Source organism: Actinoplanes missouriensis 431, from assembly GCF_000284295.1.
In the GTDB taxonomy this organism is placed as follows: Bacteria; Actinomycetota; Actinomycetes; order Mycobacteriales; family Micromonosporaceae; genus Actinoplanes; species Actinoplanes missouriensis.
Window position 1 is genome coordinate 3575588 of record NC_017093.1, and the last position, 23477, is coordinate 3599064.

Consider the following 23477-nt stretch of genomic DNA (forward strand, 5'->3'; position numbering starts at 1 on the left):
ACGAACGCCGACGGGAAGGGACGCGGGGGATGCGCGATGGCGCGGAGGAGGAGTACGTCGAGTACGTCACGGCCCGGGTCCCCGTGCTGCGGCGGCTGGCGTACGTCCTGACCGGCGACGGGCACCGCGCCGACGACCTGGTCCAGCAGACGATCACGACGTTGTACCTGAAGTGGCAGCGGGCGCGGGCCGCCGACAACCTGGACGCCTACGTCCGCACCATGCTGATCCGCGGCTACGTCGACGAGAAGCGTCTCGCCTGGTCCAAGGTCCGGCTGTTCCGGCACCTGCCGGAGCCCGAGCCGGTCGAGGAGACCGGCGCCGAGGACCGCCAGATCCTGCGGGCCGCGCTGCGCCGGGTGCCGCGCCAGCAGCGGGCCGTGCTCGTGCTGCGCTTCTTCTACGACCTGCCGGTCGACGAGGTCGCCGGGATCCTGGGCTGCACCGCCGGAACCGTCAAGAGCCACACCTCCCGCGGGCTGGCCACGCTGCGCCGCCTGCTCCCACCCCGAATAGAGGTGCCACGATGACGGAACTCCTGCGCTCGCTCGACGACGAGCCCGACACCCCGTCCACGGTCGACGTCCGTCGGGCGATCGCGACGGCCCGCCGCACGCGGCGTGTCCGGCGCGGCGTCACGGGGGCGGGCGCCGCCGTGGTGACGGTGGCGGCGTCGCTCGCCGGTTTCACGCTGACCCGGCCGGCCGCTGCCCCGGCACCGGTGGCGCCGGCCACGACGGCGGCCCCGACCGGCGCGCCGCGGCCCAGTGCGGCGGCGCCGCCGGCTCTGACCCGGTGCGCGATCAGCCGCCTCCCGGTGCCGGACAGGGCGCCGATGGCCCTGGTCACCGCCGCCGACCCGACCGGCGAGTGGATCGCCGGGCGGACCTACCCGAAGTCGGGCGGATATCAGGCGGTGCTCTGGCACGCCGGCACGGTCACGAAGGTGATGCTGCCCGGTGACCTGGAGGAGGCGCTGCGCGACGTCAACGCGTCCGGCACGGCCGTGGGCTGGAGTTACACGGAGGACGGGCCGGTGCCGTACGCGTACCGGAATGGAAAGATCACCAAGCTGGCGCCGAGCGGCTCGGCGCTCGGGATCAACGACGCCGGGCGGATCGTCGGGGACGACGACGAAGGGAACGCGGTGGTCTGGGAGTCGGCGGGGGCGACGCCGTCCCGTCTGCCGGCGCCGTCGTCCGCGAAGACCGTGCAGGCCCGGGCCATCGATCTGGACGGGACGATCGTCGGGAGCCTGGACCTCGGCATCCCGTACATCTGGCTGCCGGACGGCACGCACCGCCGGATGCCGATGCCCGAGATCGACGGCAAGCCCGCCGCGGTCGCGCAGGCGTTCGACATCCGCAACGGCTGGGTGACCGGCATGGCCGCCATGAAGCCGGACAAGGGCAGCCGGGGCAACGCTCCCGCGTACGCGGTGCGGTGGAACCTGCGTACCGGTGAATCGGAGCTGGTGGGGGAGTTGCAGTACCCGGCGGACGCGGTGAACCCGTTCGGCTGGCAGGTCGGCACCGACCGGGACGGATACGCGGTCCTGCTCACCGGCGAGAAGACGATCCGCCTCCCGGACCTGGCGAAGCACCGCGCCGACGGCACCGCCACGATCGCCTCGACGCTCAGCGACGACGGCCGGATCATCGCCGGCCAGTCGGACGACCGGACCGACACCATCCAGGCCGTCGTGTGGCGCTGCCGATAGGGAACAATGCCGGTCCATGACGGACGACGGATCTGCCCGCCTGGAGACGCTGCGCGGCTGGTGGCGGCTGCCCGACGAGACACGCAAGGACGTGCGTGCCCTCGCGAAGGCCGGCCGCCACCACCCGGACACCGAGACCGCCTGGGTGGCCTGGCGCTGGGCGCAGACGGTCCTGCCGGTGGGCGCGCCGGAGCCGGGCCGGTTCCGCAACATCGTGAGCGCGATCGGCTTCTGGCTGCACATCCTCGTCGATCTCGCGTCGGCCACCCACCCGGACGATCCCGCGGAGCCCCGGTGGCTGGACCGGCGGCGGGCCCGGCGCATCCTGCGCCTCGGCCCACCGATCAACTGATTGCGAGGGTACGGGGGGTCAGTCGCTCTTGCGTTTGTAGATGCGGTTGACCTCCACCTCGGCGACCGTGACCGCCTCCTCCCACCCCTGCGGCAGCGTCCCCGGCCCGGGACGGGTGTGCTCGACCCGGCCGCCGGTGTGCAGCCGCAACCCGATGGTGTCCGGGTCGCTCGGGTAGATCGTGTGGACGATGTCGATCCGCCGCACCTCACGGGCCGGGTAGGTGGTCGCGGTGTTGTCGTTGCGGATCACCGTGAACGCGTCGTCCCGCAGCTCGATCGCCAGGACGGCGCGCCGGTCCCGCCACAGCGCCCGAACCGCGAAGATCCCGGCCACCGGCACGAACAGCAGCGACGCCCAGAGGACCCACCCGACGAGGCCGGCCAGCCCGCCGACACAGAAGATCAGCATGAACGGGACAAACGAAAAGATCATCAGTACGCCGGCGTCGCGCAGCACATGATCACGGTCCTGGTGGGTGGCCCGCCAGATGATCAGTTCACTGTTCTCCACGGCGTCATCGTCGCGGTGCCTGTCAACCGGGTTCGCCGTCCCTGAGGCGATTCAGCGAGCTGCCATGGTCTGTTCGGCTGCCGTTAACCTGTTCCGACCTAACATTCAGCCATGACCGCGCCGATCATCACCACCCGCGCCGACGTGGCGCGCTCCCTCGCGGATGCTCTCCTCGGCGAGGGCACCGATCGGTGGCGGCACAGCGCCGGTGTCGCGGCCCGCGCCTCCGACCTGGCGCTGCGGCTCGGCCTCGACCACGACCTGCTGGTCTCGGCCGCGTGGCTGCACGACATCGGCTACGCGGCGCCGCTCGTCGACACCGGCTTCCATCCGATCGACGGCGCCCGGCACCTGACGAGCGAGGGCTGGCCGGCCCGGGTCGCCGGCCTGGTGGCCTACCATTCCGGCGCCCGCTTCGTCGCCGAGATCCGCGGCCTCTCCGCCGAGCTCGCCGAGTTCCCCGACGAGCAGACGGTCGTCTCCGACGCGCTGACCTACGCCGACCAGACCGTCGGCCCGCGCGGCCAGCAGGTGGATCCCGAGGCGCGCTACACGGAGATGCTGCACCGGCACGGACCGTGCTCGTTCAACGCCCGCGTCGACCCGGTCCGGCGCCCCCACCTGCGGGCGATAGCCGCCCGCATCGACCACCTGCTGGCTCAGTAGGCCTTTTCAGGGGATCAGGACCACGCCGCCGCGGACGCCGCCCCGGGCGAGCCGCTCGTGGGCGGCCGCCGCCTCGGCGAACGTGTAGACGCCGGCCACCCGCAACGGGATGTCGCCGCTGCCGACCAGCGCGACGAGATCGGCCAGCCGGCTGCCGTCCGACTCGACCTCCAGCGCGACTGTCCGGATGCCCCGGACCGGCTCCGGGCGCAGCGGGGGAGAGGCGGCCACGTAACCGCCTCCGTCCCGTACCAGATCCAGAAGCGACGAACCGATCACCGCGAGGTCGACGACCGCGTCGAACGTGCCCTCCGGCTCCTCGGCGCGGGACAGGAACGCCGCGCCGAGCGACTCGACGAACTCCCGGTCGCCGTCCCCGGCGAGCCCGGTGGCGTGCAGCCCGGCCGCCCGGGCCAGCGCCAGCACGAACCCGCCGACCTGCCCGGCCGCGCCGGTGACCAGCACCGACGAGCCGGCCGGGAGGGCGAGCAGGTCGAGGGCCTGTGCCGCGGCGAGGCCGTTGGCCGGCAGGGTGGCCGCCTCGGTGGCGGGGACACCGGCGGGAGCGGCGGTCAGCGACGAGGCGTCGAGCACGACGTACTCGGCGTGGGCGCCCGCCGTCGTCCGCAGCCACGGCGAGAAGCCGATGACCTCGTCCCCGGCCGCGAACGCCTGCTCCGCCCCGGGACCTGTCGCGTCGACGCTGCCCGCGACATCCCAGCCGGGGGTGTAGGGGAGTTCGGTCGGCAGCGGCGCCGGGAACGTCCCGGAGCGGACCATCAGGTCGACCGGGTGCAGCGAGGAGGCGGCGACCCGCACCCGCACCTGCCCCGGCCCGGGTTGGGGCACCGGCGCCTCGGCCACCTGCAGAACCTCGGGCCCACCGAACTGTGAGTAGCTGACCGCGCGCATCGCTTGTTCTCCCTCATGCGTTTCGTGAACACCACGACCGTACGAATGAAGGGGCACTGTGAGAAAGTAGGTACCTGAAAGTACCTAGGGCACCGGGAGGTCCTCGATGGCGACCACGTCCGCTGAGCAACGCCGTGACCAGGCGAAGCGGGAGTACGACGCGTTCCTGGACGCCTGCCCGACCCGGGAGCTTCTGAGCCGCCTCACCGACAAGTGGGTCGCCCTGGTGATCCCGGCGCTGGCCGGCGGCCCGCAGCGGCACAGCGAGCTGGCCCACCGCATCGCCGGCGTCAGCCAGAAGATGCTCACCCAGACGCTGCGGACCCTGGAGCGCGACGGCCTGGTGACCCGCACGGTGACGGCGTCGGTCCCGGTCCGCGTGGACTACGAGCTGACGCCGCTCGGGCACGAGCTGTTCCCGGTCATGCTCGCCATCAAGGCCTGGGCCGAGTCCCACATGGACCGGGTCTTCGAGGCGAGAGCCGAGTTCGACGCCCGCGCCTGAGAACGGGACCACTGTGGATCCCATTGATTGTTATGATCCCTTCGCTCGCACGGGGTGAGCGATCAGCTGTCCGGCATTGCCGGTCGGCTCGTCGGTCAGAGTGGAGGATTCTTGAAGTTTGTCAGTGGAATATCGGCAATGTTATTGGCGGTCGGCGCCGCGGTTGCGGCCTTTCCGTCACCGGCTCAGGCGGACCCTTGGGACTGCAAGATCCTGATCGGCACACCCGCCAACAACAATGACATCGAGTTGTGCTTCAGGGAGAGTCTCAAGTTCTTCCCCGGTGGGCCGGGGAAACCGAGCAGCGGCTTCACCCTGGAAACGGCGGTCGGGTTCGGCATCAGCGCCACCAAGAAGACCACGAAATGCAAGGTGACCGCCCGCGCGGAACTGCAGAAGATCGGATCGGCGCCGTGGAGCACCGGTGCCGTCACCAAGTCCTGCACCGACGCGGTACTGAACCCGGGCACATACAAGCCCTATTTCCATCTGGAAACGGCCACCTTTGCAACGCATATGAGGTCCATCGGCTGCATCGACCTCTATTACAACGGCAGTTCGACGTCGGGCTGGCAGCGCTGCTACACCACCGCCTGGCACGAGCGTCCGGGCTGAGCCGTCCGGCTCGGCTGACCTCCGCGGCGGTGGACGCTTTCCTCCATCGCCGCGGAGGGGCGACATGTTCTAGGGTCGATGGGTGAGTGACCGAACCGCTGCCCTGCTCGTCATCCTCGGCGCAGCCGGGTTCATCCTCTTCGGAGTGTCCGTGATGGATATGTCGTGGTCGAAGGCCACGTTCATCATCGGAGTGCCTGCGGCGGCCTCCCTCAGCGCCCTTTATCTGAAGAGCCGTCAATCGCGCTGATCAGGGCGTCGTGTTTCCGCGAGCGGCCGGCTCCGCCCAGACATGAGCGCCGGTGACCTGGGCGCCCGGCACGTCCCTCAGCAGCCCTTCGGGGTCGGCCAGCCCGGCGATGCTGCGCAGGAGGTCGGCGCGCAGCTCCACGGTGGCGGTCGCCAGGTCGTCGTCCTCGTCCTCCCAGTCGACGGCCGCCTCCCGCAGCCGCTGAACGGCGAGCCCGGTGACCGCGTCCGGGTCGTCGACGGTGACGGTGAGGCGGCAATGGAGATGCACCGTCAGGGGTCGCGGCGTCGTCATCCGCCGATGATCCCACCATCGCTCGAGGGGACGCCTGGCGAGCGGAGTGGAACGCGTTCTAGTCTCAGGGGCGTATCCGAGGCTGGGAGGCTCCGCTGTGACGACCGCCCGTGATCTGGCCCGGCGCTCGCAGGCGGCGGCGGGCGCCGGCGACCGTGCGGCCTGGCTCGCCCTGTTCGCCGACGACGCCCTCGTGGAGGACCCGGTCGGCCCGTCGCCGCTCTCGCCCGACGGGACCGGCCATCGCGGCGCCGAGGCCATCGCCCGCTTCTACGACACCGTGATCGGCCAGGTGGAGGGCCTGCGGTTCGAGATCGAGCGCTCCTACCTCTGCGGCGACGAGGTGGCCGACGTCGGCGCCATCCACCTGGCCCTGCCCGGCGGCCATTCCCGTCAGGTCCACGGCGTCTTCACCTACCGCTCCGACGGCGCCGGCCGGATCGCGGCGTTGCGCGCCTTCTGGGAGTTCGACGACCCGGCTACCCGCGAAGAAAAACCATCAGAGCCTCCCGGTATGGGATGAGAGTGCGCACGTCCAGGTACTCCTCCGGCCCGTGCTGGCCGTCCCCGCCGGGACCGAAGATGACCGCGTCCACCCCGTGCGCCGAGTAGAACCGCCCGTCGGCGGCGCCGTGTTTGCGGAGCAGCGTCCCCTCGTACCCCTGTGCCTGGGCCGCGGACCGCAACCGGCGGACGAAAGCGCTCGCCGGGTCGGCGGCATGCGGCGCGCCCTGCGCCTCCACGGTGACCCGCACGTCCGGCCCGGCCACCGATGCGAGGTAGGCGGCGACGTCGCCCGAGGTCAGGTCCGGGTCGGACGGCGGGAACCGGATGTCGAGCAGCGCCGACGCGTCGGCCGGGACGATGTTGGCGGCAATGTTCGACGTCTGGATCCGTGCCACGTTCACCGTGGTGGTCCACGATTCGGACGGCGGGACGGGGTAGCGGGCGAGCAGCCGCCCCACCGCCTCGGTGACCGCGACCAGGGCGTTCGTCCCCAGCCACGGATAGGCGGCGTGCGCGGTCCGCCCGGACGCGTCCAGCCGCACCCGGAGGATGCCCTTGGATTCGGTGACGATGCGCAGCCCGCTCTGCTCCCCGATGATCACGAAGTCGGCGCGGACGCCCTGGGCGACCTGGTGGCCGGTCCCGTCGAAACCGCCGACCTCCTCGTCGGTGACCAGTTGCAGCGCGATCGGGTGGGGCAGCGACCGGGCGCAGTCCCGGAACACCGTCGCCAGCACGACGGCTGCCGCTTTCATGTCGTGCGTTCCGCGCCCGTAGAGCCGGTCGCCGTCGCGGCGCGGGACGAACTGGGCGTCGGTGCCCGGCACCACGTCGAGGTGCGCGTTGAGGATCACCCGGGGCGTCTGCGGACCCGTGGTGACCAGGGCGCTCGGCTTGCCGCCCGCCTCGAAGCGGCGCACCTCGAAACCCGGTCCGACCAGGTCGAGCACGAAGTCCAGGGCGCGCCGCAGCTCATCGGGCCGGTCCGCGGTGGACCGGATCCCGATCAGCCGCTCCACCGCCGCGAGAAGCGTCTCCATCCGGGAACGCTAGCGCGGCTTCAGCTCACCCGCCTCGACGGCGACCGGGAGCTTGTTGCCGGCCGGTGGGAGCGGGCACGTCGCGAACTCGGTGTACGCGCACGGCAGGTTGGTGGCCCGGTTGAAGTCCAGCGTCACCGAGCCGTCCGGTCCGGGCGGCGCGATGAACAGGCTGCGGTTCGCGGCGTACGTGGTGAGGCCGGACGTGGCGTCGGTGAAGAGCGCGAACAGCGAGCCGGGCGTGGACCCGTTGAAGACGATCAGCGACAGCGGCACGCCGCCGATCTCGAACTCCACGACGCCGGGGGACTCGTAGACGTGCTCGATCCCCTCGGCCACCGACCCCACGGGTGTCGGCCGCGGTGCGTCGTAAGCCGCGAATTTTCCGGAGACGACCCATTTCTCGTCTGCCGGGTAAGCGGGCGTCCCGGTGTATGCCGCCAGCACCGGACTGGACGGGTGACGCGGCCGCACCACGTCGAACCCACCGCGCCGGGCGATCTCGATGACCGCGTCGCCCCATCCCACGGTCACATCGCCGCGCTCCGGAATGGGCGCGAACTGATGAGTTCCGGTCACCGGAGATCCGTCGACGAGGAGCTCCTCGCCCGGCTCCAAGGAGACCGTGACCCCGGACTCGCCGGTGCTCCACGACCCCGGAGCATCCGGGAACCGCTGCGGCTCCGCGGTCAGCCAGTGCAGCCCGGTGATCGCCAGGAACCCGTGCGGATCGGCTCGCCGTTTCTCGTGCGCCGCGTGCCACTCGTCCCACTGCTGCTGCCACAAGCTCGTCATACCTGCCAACCCTAATCCCTACTTGTTGCCTGGGATATAAGGGTCTGCTACGTTGTTGATCAGGTCATGAGTGCCAGCACGAAGCCCCGGCTTGCTGGCCGGCAACCCTTGCGTTCGCGATGGGGTGCCCCGGGTGAGGACCGGGCCGTGGTCGAACCCGACACGGCAAGTGCGAGCCGAGAGGTGCCCATGTCCGTGTCCCTTGACATCGTCGGCGACGACCTGAAGGTCGCGCTCCCCACCGGCGAGACGGTCCGTTTCGCCCATCTCGACTACGCCGCCTCCGCGCCCTGCGTGTCGGCCGCGGCCGAGGCGGTGGCCGATCTCCTGCCGCGCTACGGCAGCGTTCATCGAGGCACCGGGGTACGGTCCCAGTCGTCCACGATCGCCTATGAGCTGGCCCGGGACGTGGTGGCCGAGTTCGTCGGCGCCGGACCCGAACACGAGGTGATCTTCACTCGGAACACCACCGACGCGTTCAACCTGCTCGCCCGCTGCCTGCCGGCCGGCACCACGACGATCGTCTTCGACGGCGAGCACCACGCGAACCTGCTGCCCTGGCCGAACCCGGTCCGGCTGCCCGCGCCGTCGTCGCCGGCCGAGGCCCTGAGAAGCCTCGAGCAAGCCCTGAGGAACACGACGGGCGACGTCCTCGTGACCGTCACCGGCGCCAGCAACGTGACGGGCGAGATCTGGCCGGTCCGGCAGATCGCCGGCCTGGCCCACCACTACGGCGCGCGGGTGGCCGTCGACGCCGCCCAGCTGGCGCCGCATCGACCGGTGGACCTGACCGAGCTGCAGGCCGACTACCTGGCCTTCTCCGGTCACAAGCTGTACGCCCCGTTCGGCGCCGGCGTGCTGGCCGGCCGCTGGGACTGGCTGGACGCGGCACCCCCGTACCTGGCGGGTGGTGGCGCGAGCGCCGCCGTGGGCGACCGGCCCGGTGAGCTGGACTGGGCGACCGGCCCGGCCCGGCACGAGGGCGGCACCCCCAATCTGCTCGGCGCGGTCGCCGTCGCCGCGGTCTGCGAGGCCCTGACCGCCGCGGATCGTGACGTGCTCGCCGCGCAGGAGGAACTGCTGCTGGACCGGCTGCGGGCCGGGCTCGCGACGATCCCCGGCGTCACCGAGGTGAGCCTCTTCGGCCCGAAGCATCCCCGCGTCGGCATCGTGTCGCTGGCGTTCGCCGATGAGGACCCGGCGGACGTGGCGCTGCGACTCGGCCGCGACCACGGGATCGGCGTGCGTGCCGGGCAGTTCTGCGCGCACCCGCTGGTACGCCGGCTGACCGGGCGTGCCGAGACCGCGGACTGCGGCACGGCGACCGGTCTGCTGCGGATCAGTTTCGGTCTGGGCAGCACCACCGACGACGTCGATCGGGTGCTCGCGGCGCTGCGAAACACCTGATCCGCAACCGGGAAGTCACCGGGCTGATCGGCGTCGCTGCCGATCATCGCAATGTGGCGACCGTGATGAAGTGGCTGCGCGACCGGCTCCCGACCGGTGGCGGGCTGCGTGACGAGGACTGGGCGAGCCGGCACCGGCTGCTGACGGTGCTGCTCGCCGCCGTCCTGGTCTTCCTGATCATGTTCGGGGTGCTGCGCGGCGAGGGCCACACGCTCACCCTGCTGCTCACCGTCGTGCCGGTGCTGCCGTGCCTGCTCGCCGCGAGCCGGCTGCGCTCGCGCCGGCTGCGGGCGGTCTGCGTCGCGATCGGCTACACGATCGCGTGCGGCGGTTTCGTCGCGCTCTGCCACGGCCTGACCGAGGCGCACTTCTCGTTCTTCATCGCGGTCGCCGCGCTCGCCCTCTACCGGGACTGGGCGCCGTTCGGCGCGTTCCTGGTCGCCACCACCCTGCACCACGCGGTCTTCGGCTCGCTGGTCAGCGACCACACCTACGACCACGGCTCGGCGGTCGCGCATCCGCTGGTCTGGGCGCTGCTGCACGGCGCCTCGGTGCTGCTCGCGGCCGGTTTCCAGATCGTCTCGTGGCGTCTCACCGAGGTCGAGGAGGACCGGGCGCGGGAGAACCTGGACGAGAGCCAGGCGCAGCTCAGCGTGGCGTTCGACGCCACGCCCGTACCCATGGCGATGTTCTCGCCGGACGGCCTGGCCCTGCGCACCAACGCCGCCTACCGCGTGTGGCTGGGCCTGCCCGAGGAGCTGCCCGCCGGCTTCGGGCTCAAGGACATCCCGCTCATCCCGGTCGACGGCGACCAGGCGTCGATCCTCACCCTGTTCGCGGAGAGCCGGGAGTCGCGGACTATCACCCGCCAGTACCGGCGCCCGGACGGCTCGCTGATCTGGGTCGAGGTGCACGGCACCGGCCTCTACGACCGCAACGACCAGCTCCGGTTGATCTACGTGCACTGCTTCGACGTGACCGCGACCCGTGACCACGAGGCGGAGCTGAGCTACCAGGTTCGTCACGACACGCTCACCGGCCTGCTCTCCCGCAAGGCGTTCGAGCACGACCTGGCCGCCCTGCTGACCGGCAGCACCGAGCCGGTCAGCGTCATCTACCTGGACGTCGACCGCTTCAAGGTGATCAACGACGGCGCCGGGCACACCACCGGCGACGACGTGCTGCGGGCGCTCGCCACCCGGCTCGCCGCGGTGGTGCCGGCCGGCGCCGTGCTCGCCCGGCTCGGCGGCGACGAGTTCGTGGTCGCGCTGACCGGCCCGGCCGGCACCGGCCTGCGCGTCGGCAACAGCATCCTGGCGGCCGTGCACGAGCCGGTCGCCGGTGTCCCGGTGTCGCTCTCCATCGGCGTGACCACGGCGTTCGGCGGCGTCGGCGCCGACGAGGTGGTCCTCGCCGCGGACACCGCCATGTACGCGGCCAAGCGCGCCGGCGGCAACCGCCTCCAGGTCTTCACCGAGGACCTGCGAGTGCCGGTCCAGGAGCGGATCGCCGCCGAGGCCCGCCTGCGCCGCGCGCTCGCCGGCGACCCGCGCTCCACGCTGCCGCTCTGGTTCCAGCCGGTGGTCTCCACCGCCACCGGGCAGATCGTCGGCGCCGAGGCGCTGGTCCGGATGCGCACCGAGCAGGGCACCGTGCTCGCGCCGGGCCTCTTCATCGGCGCCGCCGAGGAGACCGGCCTGATCGTGCCGCTCGGCGACCACGTGCTGCGCTCCGCCGTCGAGCACCTGGTGCACTGGTCGGACCGGCTCGGTTACGTGTCGGTCAACGTCAGCCCGCGCCAGCTCGCCGAGCCGGACTTCGTGCCGAAGGTGGCGTCGCTGCTCGCCGAGTACCCGTACCTCGACCCGTCCCGCCTCGTCCTGGAGGTCACCGAGACCGCGCTGATCTCCTCGACGGTCGACGTGAGCGAGCGGCTCGCCCTGCTCAAGCAGCTCGGCGTGCGGATCGCCCTGGACGACTTCGGCACCGGGTACAGCTCACTGACCTGGCTCAAGTCGCTGCCCGCCGACGTGGTGAAGCTGGACCGCTCGTTCGTGGCCGGCCTCGCCGAGGACGCCCGCAAGGCGTCGATCATCTCGGCGGTGCTGTGGCTGGCCCGGTCGCTCGGGATGTCCACGATCGCCGAGGGCGTCGAGGAGATCGCCGACTGGGACGCGCTGCGCGCCGCGGGCTGCCCGGCGATCCAGGGTTACCTGATCAGCAAGCCGTTGCCGGCGCCGGAGTTCGACATGCTGCTGACCACCGGATCCCCCTTCAGGGGAGTTCACCTGGACGAAACCACAGGGCATGTCCTGGCCGGTTAGAGTCCGGCCATCCTTGACAACGTTGATCCTTTCATCGGCACCGCGGCCACCGACCTGCCTCGCGCACACGGGTTGGCCGCCACGTGGTGGTGGCCGAAACCGCAGGTGGGCAACACCCACCCGGGCGCCACCTCGCCCTTCGGCATGGTCTCCGCCTGTGCCTACTCGGGGGCGTACCCCACCGGGTACGGCCGGTACGCCAAGAACACCGAGGGCGTGCCGGAGGAGATGTTCGACAGGCTGCAGGCGAGTGGGTTCACCCACTTCCAGCAGTCCGGAACCGGGGCAATCCGGAAATATTACAACTACGCAAGGGTCACCCCGATGGTCCAGCCGCTCGACGACCTGGGCCAGTCCTGGCTGCTGGAGGACGAGCGGGCCGAGGCCGGCTACTACGCCGCCAACCTGGACACCGGCGTGCGCTGCGAGATCACCGTGGGGGAGAAGGTGGCGGTGCACCGCTACACGTTCCCCGACAACGACAGCGCCCGCGTGGTGATCGACCTGTCCTGCGGCGGCCTCGCCATCGACCTCGGCCGCACGGTGCCGCTGCGCGCCCAGGTCGAGAGCATGGGGTACGGGCACGGCCAGGCCACCGTGGTGATGGAGGGCGTCCCGCTCTCCGTGCACATCGAGGTGGACGCCCCCGGCTGGCGGCAGATGCTCTGGTACGACCGGCGGCTCATCCCCGGCGGCACCCGGCTCGACTTCGACAGCATCCGGCACACCACGCTGCGGCCGTTCGGCATGCTCTTCATGGGTCCGGCCCGGGCCGGGCAGACCGTCGAGGTGCGCCTCGGGTTCTCGCTGCGCGGCTGCGACCAGGCCCGGGCGAACCTGGAACGGGAGGCGTCCGGTGGCTTCGAGGCGGTCCGGGCGCGTACCCGGGCACGCTGGCGCGACCACCTCGGCCGGGTCCAGGTCGACGGCGGAACCCCGGCCCGCCGTACGGTGATGGCGACCGCGCTCTACCACTCGCTGATCAAGCCGTGCATCGCCGACGACGAGAGCCCGTTCTGGCCCAGCGGCGGCCCGTGGGCGTTCGACATCTGCACGATGTGGGACATCTACAAGACCCAGCTGCCGCTGCTCTCGGCGATCGCCCCGGACCGGGCCGGTGACGTGCTCGAGTCGCTGATCCGGGTCTGCGAGGAGGAGGGCAACTTCCCGATCGGGTACCGGATGGCCCGCGGCGCCGACCGGTTCTTCCGGCAGGCCAGCGCGCTGGCGCACACCGCGCTCGCCGACGCGCACGCGCTGCGCCGCCCCGGCATCGACTGGACGTGGGCGCTCGTCCACATGGTCGACGACCTGCGCCGGCTCTACGGCGAGGACTTCTGGGAGCACGGCGTGGTGCACCCGATCACCCACACGCTCGACCTCGCGTACGCCCACCACTGCACCGCGAAGGTGGCCCGCGCCCTGAACGACCACCGCCTCGCCGACGACCTGGAACGGCGCAGCCGTGACTGGATCAACGCGTTCGACCCGGCCACCGGCCTGCTGCGCGACTCGGAGTTCTACGAGGGCGGCAAGTGGAACTACTCGTTCCGCCTGCTGCACGACATGGCCGCCCGGATCGGCCTGGCCGGCGGCGACGCCGGGTTCATCGCCAAACTCGACACCTTCTTCGGGTACGGGGCGGAGCCGGTGATCCAGCCGGGCCGCGCCCCGTCGCCCGTCGAGATGGCGACCGGCTACGCCCTCAACCGCTTCGAGGGCCTCAACAACGAACCCGACATGGAAGCGCCCTGGGCCTACCACTACGCCGGCCGCCCGGACCGTACCGCCGAGGTCGTGCACGCCGCCCTGACCTGGCAGTTCGGCACCGGACCCGGTGGCCTGCCGGGCAACGACGACTCCGGCGGCCTGAGCTCCTGGTACGTCTGGGCCTCGCTCGGCCTGTTCCCGGTCGCCGGCCAGAACCTGTTCCTGGTGAACGCCCCCGCGTTCGAACACGCGCGGCTGCGGGTCGAGGGCGGCGAGTTCGTCATCGAGACCAGCGGGCACCGGGAGACCCCGATCGGCGTCGACGGCCTCGGTCACCACCCCGCGCCGCAGTACGTGCAGTCCGCCACCCTCAACGGCCGGCCGCTGCACACCACCCACCTGACCGCGGCCGACGTCCATCACGGCGGCCGGCTGCACGTCCGGCTCGGTCCCGAACCCTCCACCTGGGGTCACGGGTCCCGGCCGCCTTCCCTCTCACACCCCCACCCTTGAAGGAAGCACCATGAGCCGACCGACCCGCCGCCTGGTCATCGCGGTCCGCGCCGACCCGGTCATCTGCGGACACTCCGGCGAGGCGCGCAATCTCGCCGAGGTGGCGCTCACCCGGGGATTCGACGACGTCCGGTTGCTCACCTGGCCGATTCCGACCCTGCAGGCCGCCGGTCTGCCGCTGAAGCCGCTGGACCGGCTGCTGCCGTACAGCCCCGGCATCACCGTGGAACGACCGGAATCGGTCGGCGACTACCGGGTCCCGGACGGCCGGCACCTCGCCGGGCTGACCGGGCGGCTGGTCGAGCTGCTCAGCGAGCCGGTGCCGACGGTCTGCCTCTCGATGTACCTGGTGCCGCACACGCAGGTGATCAACGACGCGGTGGCGTCGGCCCGGGCGGCCGGCTTCGACCCGCAGGTGCGCACCATCGCGAAGGCGGTCGGCTCGGACGTCACCAACGTGATCCGCTCCTGCCTGCGCGAGGGCCGGTTCGGGGCGGCGACCGTGCTGCTCACCACGTTCCTCGCCAGCGACGAGGTGGTCGCCGTCTCGGAGTACACCCGCGACGAGATCATCGCCTCGGCCGAGGAGGTGGACGCGCACTGCGGCACCACGTTCGCCGAGCAGTGCCGGCGGCGGGTCGCGGTCAGCTACCCGCCGATCGACGCGTCCGCCTTCCTCGATCCCGCCCCGGCCGGCGTCGAGGCGGCGCTCGCCCGGCGCGGCCTCGAGCGCGGCTCGTACATCCTCTTCCTGTCCCGCGTCGCCCGCGCGAAGGGGATCTACGACCTGGTGATCGCTTACGGTCAGATGAAGGCCCGCGACGACGTCAAGCTGGTCATCGCGGGCACCGGCCCGGCGCTGGAGCACGTCCAGGCGATGGCCAAGGAGGACGACCGGATCATCTTCCTCACCGACGTCGACGACGACGAGAAGCCGCTGCTCATGGCGGGGTGTGCGGCGTACGCGCTGCCCACCAAGCCGGAGCCGGACTTCGTCGAGACGTTCGGCATAGCCCTCGCCGAGAAGGCCCTCTCCGGCGGCGGCCCGATCGTCACCACGCTCACCGGCGGCACCGGCGAGGCGGTCGGCGACGCGGCGATCATCGTGGAGGCCGGCGACATCGGCGCGCTCGCCGAGGCGCTCGACCGGGTGATCCTGGACATGCCGGACAGCGAGAAGCGCGAACTCGAGGCCCGGGCCCGGGCGCACGCCCTGCAGTTCGACCGCGGGGCGGTCTTCGACGACCTTTTCCGGTACGAGGTTCAGCCGTCCCGCTGATCGTCCCCCGCTCCGGGTCCATGGTGTTGTGGACCCGGAGTCGGTCAGATCTTCCCGTCGCGGGCCATCTGCTCCAGGCGCGCGTACCCCTCGTTCACACCGGTCTCCATGCCGCTCTGCAGCCAGGCGTCGCGGCTCTCGAAGCTGTCCACCAGGGACTGCGCGTGCAGCCGGGTCCGCCCGTCACCGAGGTCCTCGAAACGCATCGTCTCCAGCGCCACCCCGTCCGGCTGGGCCTCCCAGGTGAACGTCTGCACGATCAGATCCGGTCGCACCTCGTGGAAGCAGCCGTGGAAGGCGAACTGCTCGTCGCCCCGGCCGGACACCCACCGCCAGCTGCCGCCGGTCCGCGCGTCCCAGTAGTCGATCTCGATCCGATTCGCGAGCGAGTCCGGGCCGTTCCACTGCACGAACAGCTTCGGATCGGTGTGCGCGCGGAACAACTGCTCCGGCGTCGCGTCGAAGTCGCGCGTGATGTGGATGATCGGCAGCTTCGGGTCAGCCTCGATGGCCGCCTCAACGATCTTGGTCATGGTCGTCCCTCTCCTCGTCCCTCATGTCCTCGTCCCGCATGGCTTCCAGCAGGGTGTCCAGTCGCCGGTAGCGCCGCTCGGCGCGCTCCCGGTAGAGCTCGATCCAGGCGTTCATCTCGTCGAAGACCTCCGTCTCGAGACGCACCGTCCGGGGCTGCGGACCCGGCGGGCGGCTCACCACCCCCGCGTCCTCCAGCACCTTGAGGTGCTTGTAGACCGCTTGCAGCGACATCCGGTACGGCTCCGCGAGCTGGTTCACCGTCGCGTCGCGCTCGGCGAGCCGGGCCACCATGTCGCGGCGCGTCGGGTCGGCGAGTGCGGAGAAGACGCGGGTCAGCGTGTCCGCCGGCATGACACCTCTTTTCGACTTGCGGGTTTTCACATTGCGGGGGTTTCACTTGCGGGGTTTTCAACTTGCCGGTTGAAAGTGACGATAGGCGTGGTGTGGCTCACGTGTCAACCCAAAAGTTGAAAGTCCAGCTCAGCGATGATTTGCAATCTGGCGTTCGGAGTCCGTACACGTCCGCCGGTTAGACCATTCCCATGGAACAAATGCGTTGTGTGATCACCCGCGACGACCGGAAGGCGGTCCGCCTGCACCTGGCCGGCGCGTTCGACCGAGCCGCCCACCCGGAGTTGCGCCGCAGCCTGCGCCGCGCGTTCGACCGCGCCGGCCGGGGCACCGTGGTGATCGACATGGCCGAGACCGCGTCGATCGGCAGCGAGTGCCTGGAGGTGCTGCTCGTCGGCTACACCCGGGCGCTGCGCGGAGGCCTCGGCTTCGAGGTGGTGAACGCCCACGGCCCGGTCCGCCAGGCCCTGGCCGTGACGGGCCTGTGCGAGCCCGCCGTCGACGACATGTTCGACTCCCTGATGGCCCTGATCGGCAGCGTCCCCGCAGCGGCGCCCGAGCCCGCCGAGTGACCTGTCCGTGTGCGCTCACCGTCCGGGGGTGGCGGCCATCGCACGCAATGACTCTTGGCGTGCGCTGACCGCCCTTCGTAAGTCGGATTCATCGCATTCGCCGGTCGCGGTGGGCACGTCCGCGGGGCTCCACTTCTGTAGATCATGGAATGCCCGAGGCCGGCTGGCTCTCAGTGTCGTCGCGAAGGGCCCGCGACTGCACTGAGCGCCGGCCGGACCGGCCGGCGCTCAGTGCTGCGCCACCCCGCGAGGTAAACATTGTTTACTCCATGCTGGGGTTCTTGTTGCCCGCCGTTTCGCCGGGGCGCGTACCAAGTACCCGTGAAGTTGATCAACAAGCGCCTCGCCGCCACCTGCGCAGCCTGCGCCATCGCCCTGAGCAGCACCCTCACCGCCGGCACCACTCCCGCCCTCGCCGGCGGGAGCCACGGGAGCAACAGCAGTCACGCCAGCAGCAGCAGTCACGCGAGCCACGGCGGCCACCCCGGCAACAGCGGCCACGCCAGCCACGGCGCCCACCGGCCCGCCGCCCACCACCAGATCCCGTTCACCGCCGCGACCGTCACCCAGAACGCCAACGGCACCTTCACCCTCACCTGGTCCGCCACCGGCGCCCGTTCGGTGACCGTCTACGCCGGCACCGACCAGAACCGGATCTCCCACAAGCGCCCCGTAGCCAAGGCCGCCGCCAAAGCCACCATCACGATCACCGGCCTCACGACCGACGCCGACCGGATGTGGTTCGAGCTGGTGCCGGACCGCGGCGAGTCCCTCACCCTCGCGGACCGTTCACTTCACCTCGCGTCGGCCCCGAACTTCCGGGACGCCGGCGGCTACCGCACCGCGGACGGCCGGTGGGTGAGGATGGGCGTGATCTACCGCGCCAACGACCTCGGCAAGCTCACCGACGCCGACCTCGCGAAGCTGAAGCGCCTCGGCATCCGTACCGACATCGACTTCCGCACCGACTCGGAGGCCGCCGCGTCGCCGGACCGGATCCCGGCCGGCGTCACCTACATCCACGCCAACGTGATCGGCTCCTCGGACGTTGGCATCGGCGGCATCGACCTCACCACCGAGGCCGGTGGCGTGGCGATGATGGAGGCCGGCGAGAAGGCGATGGTCTCGGCCGAGCCGGGCCGTGCCGCGTACCGGACGTTCTTCGCCACGGTCACCGACCGCAAGGCCGCGAACGTCGTCTACCACTGCACCGCCGGCAAGGACCGCACCGGCTGGGCCAGCGCCGCCCTGCTGACCGCCCTCGGCGTCCCGGCCTCCACGGTCATGCGGGACTACCTGCTCAGCAACACGTACCTGGCCGCCTCCAACGCCGCGACGCTGGCCGCCGTCCCGGAGTCGATCCGCCCCGGGTACAAGGCGGTCCTGGATGTCCGCGAGTCCTACCTGAACTCCGGCTTCGACGAGGTGACGGCGAAGTACGGGACGTTCGACAACTACCTGCGTACGGGCCTGGGCCTCACTTCGAAGGACCTCCGCGCCCTGCGTGCCCAGCTCCTCGTCGGCTGACCTGGGGAGCCACCCCCTAAGCTGACCGCCGTGGATCTGCAGCCCGGCGCCCGGCTCGGCGACCGTTATCACCTCCGGCAGCGGCTGGGCGCCGGCGGGATGGGCGAGGTGTGGCTCGCCGTCGACGAGGTTCTGCGCCGTACGGTGGCGGTGAAGGCGATGCTGCCGGAGGTGGCCCGCGACCCGGACTTCGCGCGGCGGTTCGCGGCGGAGGCGACGGCGATGGCCCGGGTCAACCATCCCGCCGTGGCGTCCATTCACGACTACGGTTCGAGTCACGGCGTCGCGTACCTGGTGATGGAGTTCGTCGACGGCGAGTCCCTGTCGCAGCGCCTGACCCGCGAGGGCCGGCTCGCCCCGGACGTGACGATGCGCCTGGTCGCGGACGTCGCCGCCGGTCTGGCCGCCGTCCACGACCAGGGCCTGGTGCATCGTGACATCAAACCCGCAAACCTTCTGGTACGCCGTGACGGCACCGTGGTGATCACGGACTTCGGCATCGCCCGCCACGAGGACGCGAGCCTGCTGACGGCGTCGGGGGCGATCCTCGGCACGCCCAGTTACCTGTCACCGGAGCAGGTCCGCGGCGAGCCGGCCGGTCCGCGCAGCGACGTCTACGCGCTGGGCCTGGTCGCCTATGAGTGCCTGGCGGGGGAGCGGCCGTTCACCGGCGACAATCCCTATGCGGTCGCGTTGCAGCGGCTGGAGTCGTCACCCCGTACCCTCGCTGTGGCCGTGCCCGACCCGATCCGCGCGGTGGTGGCCCGCGCGCTCGCCACCGACCCCCGGGAAAGGTGGCCGTCCGCGGCGGATCTGGCCGCCGCGGCCCGTGCGAACACCACCCTGCCTGCCGCTGCCTCCCCGGTCCATGCCGCCGTCACCACGCCTCCCGCTGGACGGGTCACGAGCGGGAAGCCTCGCCATCGTGCCCTGGTCGCAGCTCTGGCGGTAGTGGTGCTCGGGTTGGGCGGATTCGCCGCCTGGTTCACCCTCGCCGACGGAAATGCCGGAAATGCGGACGCAGGGAACGGCGGCGGTGGTGCGGCTGAGGCCAGCAGCGGCGCCCCCAGGGCCGGCCTTGACTCGCCCGGCACGGGCTCGGCTCCCGCCGGCTTCGCCGCCTGTGGCGACGCCCTCTGCCCGGCTGCGCCCCTGTGCTGGGCCGGCACCACCACCATCGGCGGGGAAGCCATGCCGATCCGCTCCCTGGACTGCGCCGCCGACCACCGCTGGGAGACGATCCAGGCCGTCCCGCTGCCGCCCGGCGAGATCGACCTGGACACGCTGATCGAGCAACCCGCCGTGGCCGCCGCCTGTTCGGCCGCGGTCCTGGCCGAGCGCAGCCGCGACCCCGCCGCCACCGAGAACTGGAACCTGCACGCCTGGCCGATCGAGCGGGACGGCGTCACCCTGGTGCACTGCCTGACCGGCTCCCCGGACGGCGAGTCCACCGGGTCCCGCGTTCAGCCCTGATCGCGCAGGTAGGTCAGCACCGCCAGAACGCGCCGGTTCGTCGCATCATCGGGCGGGAGGTCCAGTTTCGCCAGGATGTTTCCGACGTGCTTCCCGACGGCGGCCTCGGACAGGTGCAGAAGACCAGCGATCGCCCCGTTCGAGTGTCCCTCCGCCACCAACGCGAGCACCTCCCGCTCCCGAGGTGACAACCGCCCGACCGGCCGCTGACCGAGCAGCCGCCGGACCACCTCGGGGTCGATCACCGCCTCCCCGGCGACGACCCGCCGCAACGCCGCCACGAACTCGCTCACGTCCACGATCCGGTCCTTGAGCAGGTATCCGACCCGCCGCCCGTCCGCGGAGGAGAGCAGCTCCGCCGCGTACCCGTGCTGCACGTACTGACTGAGCGCCACCACCGCGAGCCCCGGCTGCGCGCGGCGCAGCGTGACCGCGGCCCGGAGTCCCTCGTCGCTGAATCCCGGCGGCATCCGCACATCGGTCACCACGAGATCCGGACGGTGATCGGAAACGGCCGCCAGCAGCGCGTCGGCGTCACCCACGGCGGCCACCACCCGGAACCCGAACCGTTCCAGCAGACCGGCCAGCCCTTCCCGCAGCAGCACACCGTCCTCGGCGATCACCACGCTCAGCACGGCAGCTCCAAGCGGATCACGGTGGGCCCGCCGGGCGGGCTGGAGAGCAGCAGCCGCCCGTCCGCGGCGGCGGCCCGATCGGCGAGACCGGTCAGCCCGGTCCCGCGAGCCGGGTCGGCGCCACCGGAGCCGTCGTCGACCACCTCCACGGCGAGCAGCCCGTTCGCCTCCATCAGGGACACCGTGGCCGATCCGGCGCCGCTGTGCTTGGCCACGTTGGCGAGCGCCTCCGCCACCACGAAGTACGCCGTCGCCTCGACCTGCGGTGACAGCCGCCGTCCCAGGTCGGCCCGCACCCGCACCGGCGTCGCCGACTGCCGGGCCAGGTCGCGCAGCGCGGCCGGCAACCCGAGCTCGGTGAGCAGCTGCGGCCGGATGCCGTGGATCAGCTCCCGTAGCTCGGCCATCAGCTCCTTGGCCTGCTCGTGCGCGGTGCCGACGGCTGCGGCGGCGGGGGAGCGGTCCGGCAGGTCGAGCCGCGCGAGCCCGAGTTGCAGGGTGAGCCCGACGAGTTTCTGCTGCGCGCCGTCGTGCAGGTCCCGCTCGATGCGCCGGCGCTCCGCCTCGAACGCGTCCGCCAGCCGGGCCCGCGACCGGGACACCTCGACGAGCTCGGCCCGCAGTTCCGCCCCGCCGTCGGCCCGCAGCACCGCCCGGGCCACCGCGGCATGGGCGCCCGCGGTCACCGCCAGCAGGTGGGGCACACCGCACAGACCGATCAGACCCCCGATCGCGTACGGGACCGCCTGTCCCGCCGTAACGACGGTGACGACACCGAACGAGATCGGCCCGGACTCCACGAGCAGCGGGCTGAACGCGCACACCCCGATCAGCAGCACCGCCACGACCAGCGCGGCGTAGCTCGCCGGCACCGCGGTGACCAGCACCAGCGCGTACCCGAATCGCCGCCACCGGGACCGGCTCGGGGTCAGCGGCCGGTCGTCGGCGAGTCGCAGCCGCAGCCGTTCCACCGCGCCGAGCGGCCACGCCACGAGCGGCCCGAGACCGCTGAGCAGCACGCCGCCGGCCAGGAACAGCAGCAGCGCCCCGACCGGCTCGGCGGCCCCGGTCGCGAGCTGCCGCACCAGGATGATCCAGGGCGCGGCGAGCAGGCCGAGCGGCGCGGCGACGATCAGGGCCAGGGGTACGGTGCTGAGCACGAACCCGAGAGCCCGCCACGGCCACGCGCTGATCAGAAAACGCCGGCGCCGGGCGGCGGTGAGGACGGCTGGCAGTTCCACGCCACTCACCGTATCGACGGCCGTCACCCGTACCCAGGTGTCTGGGTCCCCTACCGAGGTATGGCTGGGCATACCCCGTGACGGTGACTGCGCGTAGTGCCCGGCCCGGCCCCGCCGTGGTCCTTTGTGTCCATGACCTCACGCCCACTGATCGGCTACTTCACCCTCGCCTTCGGGCTGACCTGGCTGGCCTGGCTGCCCTATGTGCTGTCCGGGAACGGTCTCGGTGTGCTGCCGTGGCGGTTCCCGGAGGTGCTCGGCAGCGGCCAGACCCTCGGGTTGCTGCCCGGCGCCTATCTCGGGCCGATCACCGCCGCGTTCGTGATCACCGCCCGTACCGAGGGCCGGGCCGGCCTGCGCCGCTGGTCGCGCCGCCTGATCCGGTGGCGGGTGGGCGCCCGCTTCTACCTGGCGGCGCTCCTGGGCGTACCGGTGGTGGCTGTCGGGGTGACGTTCGCGCTGCCCGGCGCGTTCGACGGCGCGCGACTGCCGTCCCCGGCGGTCTTCCTCGCCTACCTGCCGCTGCTGGGAATGCAGGTGCTCACCAGCGGGCTGGCCGAGGAGCCGGGCTGGCGGGACTTCGCGCAGCCGCGGCTGCAGGACCGGTTCGGCCCGATGACCGGGTCGCTGATCCTCGGGCCGCTCTGGGGCGCCTGGCACCTGCCGCTGTTCTTCACCGAGTGGGCCGGCTGGCCGGACGTGACCTGGCTGATGCCGGTCGAGTTCGTGCTCAGTTCGGTGCTGCTCGGCATCGTGCTGACCTGGGTCTTCAACGCCAGCGGCGGCAGCCTGCCGATGGCGATGCTGGTACACGCCAACGTCAACACGGTGTTCTCGCTGCTCTGGCCGCAGATGTTCCCCACGCTGGAGGTGTTCCGCGGCTCGCTGCACGCCCTGATCCTGGGGTCCGGCGCGGTGGCCCTGATCCTGATCGTCGCCACCCGCGGCCGCCTCGGCCTCCCGGCGAGCCCGCGTGCGGCGTCCATAGACTGCGGTCATGATGAACCGGCCGGGCGCCGTCGACCTGTTCGCCGATCAGCTGGACGACCTCGGCTGGGTGCGTGACCTGCTGGTGGCCGGTTCGCTGGCGACCGGTGACCACCGGCCCGGCGTCAGCGACCTGGACCTCGTGGCGATCACCGGCGGCCCGGTCACCCCGCAGCGGCAGGCCGCCCTGACCGTTCTTCATCAGCGTCTCGACGCCGGGGCCGCCCACGGGCTGAAGCTCGGCTGCGTCTACGTCGACGAGGCCCGGCTCGCCGACCCGCGCGCCGCCCACCCGACCTGGACGCACGGCCGGCTCGTGCGGCGCATCCTCTCCGGGATCACCCGCGCCGAGCTGACACGTCACGGCTTCGCCGTGCGGGGGCGCGCGCCAGGCGCGCTGCTTCCGGTCATGACCGACGACGATGTACGGGCCGCCGCCCGCGCCGAACTCACCGGTTACTGGGCGTGGGCGGCCCGCCGTCCCTGGATCTGGCTCGACCCGGAGCTGGCCGACCTCGGGCTCACCTCGATGGCCCGGGGCCGCCACGCCGTGCGCACCGGCCGGCTGCTCACCAAGAGCGCCGCGGTGGAGCAGGCCGCGGCGCCCGAGCGTCTCCGCAGCGAGCTGCACGCCCGTCGCCGCGGGGAAGCCGTCGTGTCCCCCCGCTGGGGAACGGCGTGGATCGCCTGGAACGACTGCCGCCGTACCGTGCGATCTTTTGGCGATCGGCCGCCGGGTGCGGCAGGGTGAAGGT

The 23477-nt window shown here is 71.8% G+C and carries 26 protein-coding genes and 1 riboswitch; of the genes, 17 read left to right on the forward strand and 9 right to left on the reverse strand.

Annotated elements, in window-relative coordinates:
* Window positions 1–29 precede the first annotated feature (29 nt).
* The 3 genes from AMIS_RS16715 to AMIS_RS16725 are packed head-to-tail and all read left to right on the forward strand — an operon-like array spanning window position 30 to window position 2072.
* Entirely contained in the window at window positions 30–530 is a 501-nt protein-coding gene (locus AMIS_RS16715; RefSeq protein ID WP_014443516.1) for a SigE family RNA polymerase sigma factor, read from the forward strand.
* Window positions 527–1720 carry a hypothetical protein gene (locus AMIS_RS16720; RefSeq protein ID WP_014443517.1) on the forward strand — a complete coding sequence of 398 codons (1194 nt, stop codon included), beginning with the start codon at window positions 527–529 and terminating at the stop codon, window positions 1718–1720. The genes AMIS_RS16715 and AMIS_RS16720 overlap by 4 nt, the downstream gene beginning before the upstream one ends.
* Window positions 1721–1736: 16 nt before the next feature.
* Window positions 1737–2072: a hypothetical protein gene (locus AMIS_RS16725; protein WP_014443518.1), complete on the forward strand. Its 336-nt coding sequence runs from the start codon at window positions 1737–1739 to the stop codon at window positions 2070–2072.
* An 18-nt stretch (window positions 2073–2090) separates the two neighbouring features.
* Here AMIS_RS16725 and AMIS_RS16730 read toward each other — a convergent pair whose 3' ends face one another.
* Window positions 2091–2585, reverse strand: coding sequence for a hypothetical protein (locus tag AMIS_RS16730; protein WP_014443519.1), 495 nt, complete (start codon window positions 2583–2585; stop codon window positions 2091–2093).
* 111 nt (window positions 2586–2696) lie between these two features.
* Between AMIS_RS16730 and AMIS_RS16735 the strand changes: the two genes are divergently transcribed.
* Complete coding sequence (locus AMIS_RS16735; protein WP_014443520.1) at window positions 2697–3251, forward strand: HD domain-containing protein; 555 nt, start codon at window positions 2697–2699, stop codon at window positions 3249–3251.
* Between the two features lie 6 nt (window positions 3252–3257).
* On the opposite strand, the gene AMIS_RS16740 is transcribed toward AMIS_RS16735, so the two are convergent.
* Window positions 3258–4163, reverse strand: a complete 906-nt coding sequence (locus AMIS_RS16740) for an NADP-dependent oxidoreductase (RefSeq protein WP_014443521.1) — start codon at window positions 4161–4163, stop codon at window positions 3258–3260.
* Window positions 4164–4269: 106 nt separating this feature from the next.
* Here AMIS_RS16740 and AMIS_RS16745 point away from each other — a divergent pair, with 106 nt between their 5' ends.
* The 3 genes from AMIS_RS16745 (at window position 4270) to AMIS_RS42720 (ending at window position 5533) form a co-directional block, all read left to right on the forward strand.
* Window positions 4270–4668, forward strand: a complete 399-nt coding sequence (locus AMIS_RS16745; protein WP_014443522.1) for a winged helix-turn-helix transcriptional regulator — start codon at window positions 4270–4272, stop codon at window positions 4666–4668.
* A gap of 54 nt (window positions 4669–4722) precedes the next feature.
* Window positions 4723–5283: a hypothetical protein gene (locus AMIS_RS16750; protein ID WP_157434898.1), complete on the forward strand. Its 561-nt coding sequence runs from the start codon at window positions 4723–4725 to the stop codon at window positions 5281–5283.
* Between the two features lie 82 nt (window positions 5284–5365).
* Entirely contained in the window at window positions 5366–5533 is a 168-nt protein-coding gene (locus AMIS_RS42720) for a hypothetical protein (RefSeq protein WP_014443524.1), read from the forward strand.
* Here the strand turns inward: AMIS_RS42720 and AMIS_RS16755 are convergent, their stop codons facing one another.
* Window positions 5534–5827, reverse strand: coding sequence for a hypothetical protein (locus AMIS_RS16755; RefSeq protein WP_014443525.1), 294 nt, complete (start codon window positions 5825–5827; stop codon window positions 5534–5536). It lies immediately after the preceding gene.
* A gap of 97 nt (window positions 5828–5924) precedes the next feature.
* On the opposite strand from AMIS_RS16755, the gene AMIS_RS16760 reads away from it, so the two are divergent.
* On the forward strand, window positions 5925–6350 hold the full coding sequence (locus AMIS_RS16760; RefSeq protein WP_014443526.1) for a nuclear transport factor 2 family protein: 426 nt from the start codon (window positions 5925–5927) through the stop codon (window positions 6348–6350).
* On the opposite strand, the gene AMIS_RS16765 is transcribed toward AMIS_RS16760, so the two are convergent.
* Together AMIS_RS16765 and AMIS_RS16770 are read right to left on the reverse strand one after the other, a co-directional pair.
* A complete protein-coding gene (locus AMIS_RS16765; protein ID WP_014443527.1) occupies window positions 6307–7374 on the reverse strand; it encodes a M20 family metallopeptidase in 1068 nt (355 codons plus the stop codon). The genes AMIS_RS16760 and AMIS_RS16765 overlap by 44 nt on opposite strands.
* 9 nt (window positions 7375–7383) lie before the next feature.
* Window positions 7384–8169: a DUF1684 domain-containing protein gene (locus AMIS_RS16770; protein ID WP_014443528.1), complete on the reverse strand. Its 786-nt coding sequence runs from the start codon at window positions 8167–8169 to the stop codon at window positions 7384–7386.
* A 62-nt stretch (window positions 8170–8231) separates the two neighbouring features.
* Window positions 8232–8347: riboswitch (SAM riboswitch) on the forward strand.
* 11 nt (window positions 8348–8358) lie between these two features.
* Here AMIS_RS16770 and AMIS_RS16775 point away from each other — a divergent pair.
* The 4 genes from AMIS_RS16775 to AMIS_RS16790 are packed head-to-tail and all read left to right on the forward strand — an operon-like array spanning window position 8359 to window position 15402.
* On the forward strand, window positions 8359–9576 hold the full coding sequence (locus tag AMIS_RS16775) for an aminotransferase class V-fold PLP-dependent enzyme (protein WP_014443529.1): 1218 nt from the start codon (window positions 8359–8361) through the stop codon (window positions 9574–9576).
* Between the two features lie 53 nt (window positions 9577–9629).
* A complete protein-coding gene (locus AMIS_RS16780) occupies window positions 9630–11900 on the forward strand; it encodes a putative bifunctional diguanylate cyclase/phosphodiesterase (RefSeq protein ID WP_231859325.1) in 2271 nt (756 codons plus the stop codon).
* 9 nt (window positions 11901–11909) lie between these two features.
* Window positions 11910–14123 (forward strand): GH92 family glycosyl hydrolase, encoded by a 2214-nt coding sequence (locus AMIS_RS16785; protein ID WP_041829843.1) that lies wholly within the window; start codon window positions 11910–11912, stop codon window positions 14121–14123.
* A 10-nt stretch (window positions 14124–14133) separates the two neighbouring features.
* A complete protein-coding gene (locus tag AMIS_RS16790; RefSeq protein ID WP_014443532.1) occupies window positions 14134–15402 on the forward strand; it encodes a glycosyltransferase in 1269 nt (422 codons plus the stop codon).
* A 44-nt stretch (window positions 15403–15446) separates the two neighbouring features.
* On the opposite strand, the gene AMIS_RS16795 is transcribed toward AMIS_RS16790, so the two are convergent.
* Both AMIS_RS16795 and AMIS_RS16800 read right to left on the reverse strand, forming a co-directional pair.
* A complete protein-coding gene (locus AMIS_RS16795) occupies window positions 15447–15935 on the reverse strand; it encodes an SRPBCC family protein (protein WP_014443533.1) in 489 nt (162 codons plus the stop codon).
* A complete protein-coding gene (locus AMIS_RS16800) occupies window positions 15919–16287 on the reverse strand; it encodes an ArsR/SmtB family transcription factor (protein WP_014443534.1) in 369 nt (122 codons plus the stop codon). Before AMIS_RS16800 ends, AMIS_RS16795 begins: the two co-directional genes overlap by 17 nt.
* A 191-nt stretch (window positions 16288–16478) precedes the next feature.
* Between AMIS_RS16800 and AMIS_RS16805 the strand changes: the two genes are divergently transcribed.
* The 3 genes from AMIS_RS16805 (at window position 16479) to AMIS_RS40610 (ending at window position 19859) form a co-directional block, all read left to right on the forward strand.
* Window positions 16479–16859 carry an STAS domain-containing protein gene (locus tag AMIS_RS16805; RefSeq protein ID WP_014443535.1) on the forward strand — a complete coding sequence of 127 codons (381 nt, stop codon included), beginning with the start codon at window positions 16479–16481 and terminating at the stop codon, window positions 16857–16859.
* 321 nt (window positions 16860–17180) lie between these two features.
* On the forward strand, window positions 17181–18386 hold the full coding sequence (locus AMIS_RS16810) for a tyrosine-protein phosphatase (RefSeq protein ID WP_014443536.1): 1206 nt from the start codon (window positions 17181–17183) through the stop codon (window positions 18384–18386).
* Between the two features lie 30 nt (window positions 18387–18416).
* Complete coding sequence (locus AMIS_RS40610) at window positions 18417–19859, forward strand: serine/threonine-protein kinase (protein ID WP_014443537.1); 1443 nt, start codon at window positions 18417–18419, stop codon at window positions 19857–19859.
* Here AMIS_RS40610 and AMIS_RS16820 read toward each other — a convergent pair.
* Together AMIS_RS16820 and AMIS_RS16825 are read right to left on the reverse strand one after the other, a co-directional pair.
* Window positions 19850–20494 carry a response regulator gene (locus tag AMIS_RS16820; RefSeq protein WP_157434900.1) on the reverse strand — a complete coding sequence of 215 codons (645 nt, stop codon included), beginning with the start codon at window positions 20492–20494 and terminating at the stop codon, window positions 19850–19852. The two genes, AMIS_RS40610 and AMIS_RS16820, sit on opposite strands and share 10 nt — an antisense overlap.
* Window positions 20488–21735: a sensor histidine kinase gene (locus AMIS_RS16825; RefSeq protein ID WP_014443539.1), complete on the reverse strand. Its 1248-nt coding sequence runs from the start codon at window positions 21733–21735 to the stop codon at window positions 20488–20490. The genes AMIS_RS16820 and AMIS_RS16825 overlap by 7 nt, the downstream gene beginning before the upstream one ends.
* Window positions 21736–21867: 132 nt before the next feature.
* On the opposite strand from AMIS_RS16825, the gene AMIS_RS16830 reads away from it, so the two are divergent.
* A complete protein-coding gene (locus AMIS_RS16830) occupies window positions 21868–22800 on the forward strand; it encodes a CPBP family intramembrane glutamic endopeptidase (RefSeq protein ID WP_014443540.1) in 933 nt (310 codons plus the stop codon).
* Window positions 22733–23473 (forward strand): nucleotidyltransferase domain-containing protein, encoded by a 741-nt coding sequence (locus AMIS_RS16835; protein ID WP_041829845.1) that lies wholly within the window; start codon window positions 22733–22735, stop codon window positions 23471–23473. The genes AMIS_RS16830 and AMIS_RS16835 overlap by 68 nt, the downstream gene beginning before the upstream one ends.
* Window positions 23474–23477: the final 4 nt, after the last annotated feature.